This window comes from Williamsia sp. 1135 (genome assembly GCF_002095395.1).
Taxonomy (GTDB): domain Bacteria; phylum Actinomycetota; class Actinomycetes; order Mycobacteriales; family Mycobacteriaceae; genus Williamsia.
This window is the reverse complement of the sequence record NZ_MJEI01000022.1, coordinates 1-4,489: the sequence shown is the minus strand read 5'-3', so window position 1 is coordinate 4,489 and position 4,489 is coordinate 1. Positions and strand designations below refer to the sequence as shown.

The following is a 4,489-nucleotide window of genomic DNA, read 5'->3' as shown; positions in this document are numbered from 1 at the left end:
TGACATCTCGTAGTCGATGGGACTGAGCATCCCGATCGTTGAGTGCCTCCGTCGAGTGTTGTAGTAGTCGAACCAATTGTCAACCGCAGCAACCAGTTCGCTCTTGTAGACGTAGCTGTGGCGGTAGTAGTGCTCGTGCTTGAACGTCGACCACAGGCTCTCGGCACCGGCGTTGTCCCAGCACACCCCGGTCCGACCCATCGACCGAAGCAGACCGTACTTCCCGCAGGCATTCGTCATCAAGGACGATGTGTACTGAGATCCCCTGTCCGAGTGCATGATGATGCCCTTGGTTCGACCGCGACGGGTACGAGCAGCCATATCGACCGCATCGGTCACCAAGTCAGCGCGCATGTGATCGGCCACAGCCCACCCCAACGCCCGCTTCGAATGCTCATCCTTGATCACGCACAGATACATGTCTTCGCCACCGCAAGTCAGATATGTGATGTCCGACGTCCACACGGCGTCGGTGCGGCCCTGATCGAAGACGCGGTCGACCAGATCCGGCGGGAACGTCGCGAACGGATCGACGATCGTCGTCGGCGGCGAGAAGGTGCGCGGACTGATACCAGCTAGGCCCCGCTCGGCCATGATTTTGGCGACGGTCTTCTCGGTGACGAACTCGCCCCGCGCGCGTAGCTCAGCGGTGATCCGCGGCGATCCGTAGACACCGTGGGAGTCTTCGTGGATCGAAGCGATTCGCACAGCCAACTCTTCCCGACGCTGCCTCTGTATCCCTAATTCTGTTGCCCTGGTTGACTTTAGATGCCGATAGTAACCCGAGGCTGACACACCCAGCAGGGTGGCCATTCGACTGATTGCTGTGGTGGCGCACTCCGTGGCCATCAACGCGTACTTCTCTACCGTTGATGGTTCGCCGCGAAGTACGCCGACGCTTTTTTCAAGAATGCGATGTCCTTCTCCTGATCGGCGACCTGCCGGCGTAGCCGGGCAAGCTCGTCGCGCTCGACTGCGGTCAGTGGCTCATCGCCCTCTCGCCGCGCTGCGTCCAGGCGCCGGCGCTCATCAGCGACCCACCGCCCCAGCAGGCCTTCGTTGAGGCCGAGGTCTCGTGCGACCTCGGCGATGGATCGACCAGAATCGATCACTCGATGCGCAGCATCGACCTTGTACTCGGTCGTGAACGACCGACGCTTCCGCGACATGTGAACATCCTCCCAGCGGAACCGCTGATCCCGCTAGCTCGGTGTCCACTACCTGGGGGGAACCTCAGGGCTGGGCTGCCAATCCGTAGTGCTATCGACCCTCCGCGAATTTTAGGCCACCAAAATGTGGCCTCCCCGGCGTGTCATACGAGGAATAATTTTCTGTGCCCCCAAAATCAAGGCCATGGCCACCACACCGCGGAAACGAGGACGCCCCTCTAAGGGGCCGCGCGAGGAACTGAAGTGTCGTGTTCACGCGGGACTCAAGAGTGACACCGCAGCGGTGGCCGGCGAGTGCGGAATGACGACGCAGGACTGGCTCGAAGCAGTCATCAACGCCGCCGTCCGCGACCGTGTCGATCCGCGAGACCAGGAGGTCCTGTTCCCTAAGAGCGCCTGAAGAACTCAACCGCACATTTTCATATAGAGCGGTTTCAACTCGCCCTGAAATGCGAGAAACCCCCTGGCTGCCGGGCCAGAGGGCTTCTCTTAAGTTTCGAACTCTGAGCGCTAACTCGGAGCTCCAGGACGACTTGAGATCGCCCACTCCCCGAAGGGACTGTCTTTGCCGGACAGGTCTCAGGGTAGCGCGCACCCTAAAGGGTGTGCAATCCCTGCACATCACGTGTCGGATACAGAATCCGACCACACTTCTATTACCCGTCGCTACTGCGGGTCTTCGCCCCTGCGCCGACGGCGGGGCCGTGCCACGACTGCGCACGGTCGACTGTTCGCGATCGTCGCGCAAGCTGCCCCGGCAGCTGACGCCCAGAAGATCGTTCAGAAGTTGCGCGTGCGCGACAGCATCGCCCTTGACCTGGGCAAAGACGCCTACGCTGGGGTCCCCTGCTGGAACAAAGATGATCACTGGATCACCTGGGCGGTCCCTATCGCTTACGCCCAGCACTACAACCAGATCCGGCACCTCATTGGTGCCCACAGCACCAAACACCGCAAAGACGACATCTCCCTCAAAACCCTGATCAAAATCGCTGCCGCCCATGCAGTCCACGCAGACTTCCGCACCGGCCGTAACTGCCGACCCACCCTCGACCGACTCATCGAAATCACCGGTTACGGCGAACGCACCATCCAACGAGCACGCCACGTCCTCCGACTCCTCGGCGTGGCCACCGAGATCGTTCGCGGCCGCCAACGCACCCTGGGCGAACGTCTTGCCTCCCACCGCGTCGGCAGCCGCGCTCGAGGATGGGCCTCGGTCTACGCCCTGCACAGCCCGCAGCTTGTGGATAAAACCGCACGTCATACCGCCGCGGCACCCCACCCCGAAGGGCACCCTTTAGGGTGCCTATCCCACCTTGGTAACTACTCACTAACCCCCACCGGCACAGCCGGAAAGCTCAAAGGCCGCGCTGCGCGCGACCGAGCTACCGACAGACGAAGGTGGACCGGGCCCGAACCCGACCAGAAAGGGCTACTGCTGGCCTCCAGATGGCGCCAGGACCCACGAACACCAACTTGGGCTCGACGGTTTACACCCGCAGCCTGGTCACACGTTCTGGCACAACCAGCTAGACATGGTTGGACCTTCCGCGACCTCAACCAACTCCTGCACGACTACACCCTGCCCGGCAACGGCAACTGGATCGCACACAAACCCCACAAACCCATCGCACTGCTCGCCGGCATCCTCAACCACCATGGAGACCTGGCAAACCGGCCCGGAGCCCTCGACGACGCACGCCAGCTCGAATACGAAGACAAGCAGCAGGACATCGCCGGTTGCCGGACCTGCGACGACCACGGGTGGCGACTCCCCTACGGCGACGTCGCCGTACGTTGTACCCATCAGTGAACACGTTGGAGCAACCCATCGATTCGAGCATCCGGAAGCGAGACCCGATTATGTGTGTTGCATTCCTGGCCTGGAAGGCGCACCCCGACTACGTGGTAGTTCTGGCGTCCAACCGAGATGAGTTTTTCTGGAGGAAGTCCGAACCAATCCACGTTTGGCCCACAACCCCGAAGATTGTCGGCGGCAAAGACATTGCTGGCGGCACCTGGCTTGGGGCAGACGAAACTGGTCGCTTCGCCCTGGTGACCAACGTGAGAGAAGGGCTCCCACGACGATCAAAGTCCGACCTCCACTACCGATCGCGCGGCCTCTTGCTTACCGACTTCCTGACGACCCACCAGACGGCGCGCCAGTGGTCTCTCGATGTCCTGGCAGACGACACCAGGTACCGCCCGTTCAATCTTATTTTTGGGGATGCCCACGACTGCTTCTACCTGACTAACCGGCCTGCGCCGAGGTTGGTCGAGATCACCAAAGGCATTCACGGTCTATCGAACGGAGGTCTGGACGAGCCGTGGCCGAAAGTAGCCGACGGAGTGAATCAGTTCACCACCGCGGTGGCCGCGGATCCAGGAAGTCCTGAGTCTGCACTCCCCTACTTTGATGGCTTGTCAGACTCACAGGTCGCTGACCGCGCGCGCTTGCCTGACACGGGCGTGGGCGCGGTCCTGGAGCGCCGTCTTTCCAGCCGATTCGTCAAGCTGGGCGTCTACGGGACTCGCTCAAGCTCGTTGCTACGAATCGCCAGAGCAGGTCCTGTTGAGCTGGTCGAACGCCGGTTTGGAGTTGGCGGCCGGCGCACCGGTCAAACTGATCTTCGACTCCCAGAGGCGGCTACGCGAGCCCGCTAGCTTTGACTTCTACCGGTCTGCTGACGAGCTGTCTTTCTGCGCGAGTGTTGTAGCTGCGCGCTGCGTACGCCATGCCCGTTTGATGTCATCTCGCCTCCACACAATCATCATTAGCGCGAAAATTGCGATCAGCCCCGGCGCACCGAAAACCCGGTAGTTGACCCATGTGTCGAGTGAGAAGTTGTAGGCGATCACTAGGTTTAGCGCTCCAAGGAGTGTGAGGAATGCTATCCACAGCCAGAGAACCTGCTCCCATGGGCGGCTGGCCATCGGCACATGACTGTTCAGTACTGCTGCGACCGGATTCTTCCGCATCCAGAGCCGTGTGCCGGCCAGCGCGATCGCACACAGCCAGTAAAAGCCGGTTGGCCTCCACTCGATGAACAAGGCGTCGCCCAGGAGCAGCGTTGCGGCTCCCAGCGCAATGACAAGAGCCAGCCCAACCCACTCAAGCTTCGTCGGTCGGCGACCCGATACGAAGATGTAAGCGACTTCAAGTGATACCCCTGCCATCAGGACGGAAGTAGCAACATAGATTCCGCCCAACCGGTAGGACACTAGGAACGCCAGCGCGAGCACGACGTTATAAGCGGGACTGTCTGAATAACGGTTGATCCGGTCATTGGTTCAACACGCCGAGCTGAGCTTGGCGG

5 protein-coding genes are annotated in these 4,489 nt (G+C 61.1%); 2 read left to right on the top strand and 3 right to left on the bottom strand.

Going from position 1 to position 4,489, the window contains the following annotated elements:
- Positions 1-912 (bottom strand): IS3 family transposase (locus BFL43_RS00245; protein ID WP_168176492.1); only part of this gene is annotated, 912 nt, incomplete at its 3' end.
- Positions 864-1,169 carry a transposase gene (locus tag BFL43_RS00240; protein ID WP_084889730.1) on the bottom strand — a complete coding sequence of 102 codons (306 nt, stop codon included), beginning with the start codon at positions 1,167-1,169 and terminating at the stop codon, positions 864-866. The genes BFL43_RS00245 and BFL43_RS00240, both read right to left, overlap by 49 nt.
- Before the next feature lie 184 nt (positions 1,170-1,353).
- On the opposite strand from BFL43_RS00240, the gene BFL43_RS00235 reads away from it, so the two are divergent.
- Positions 1,354-1,569 (top strand): hypothetical protein, encoded by a 216-nt coding sequence (locus BFL43_RS00235; RefSeq protein ID WP_084889728.1) that lies wholly within the window; start codon positions 1,354-1,356, stop codon positions 1,567-1,569.
- Between the two features lie 393 nt (positions 1,570-1,962).
- Entirely contained in the window at positions 1,963-2,985 is a 1,023-nt protein-coding gene (locus BFL43_RS00230) for a hypothetical protein (RefSeq protein WP_084889726.1), read from the top strand.
- A gap of 860 nt (positions 2,986-3,845) precedes the next feature.
- Here the strand turns inward: BFL43_RS00230 and BFL43_RS00220 are convergent.
- Positions 3,846-4,415 carry a septation protein IspZ gene (locus BFL43_RS00220; RefSeq protein ID WP_276206076.1) on the bottom strand — a complete coding sequence of 190 codons (570 nt, stop codon included), beginning with the start codon at positions 4,413-4,415 and terminating at the stop codon, positions 3,846-3,848.
- Positions 4,416-4,489 lie beyond the last annotated feature (74 nt).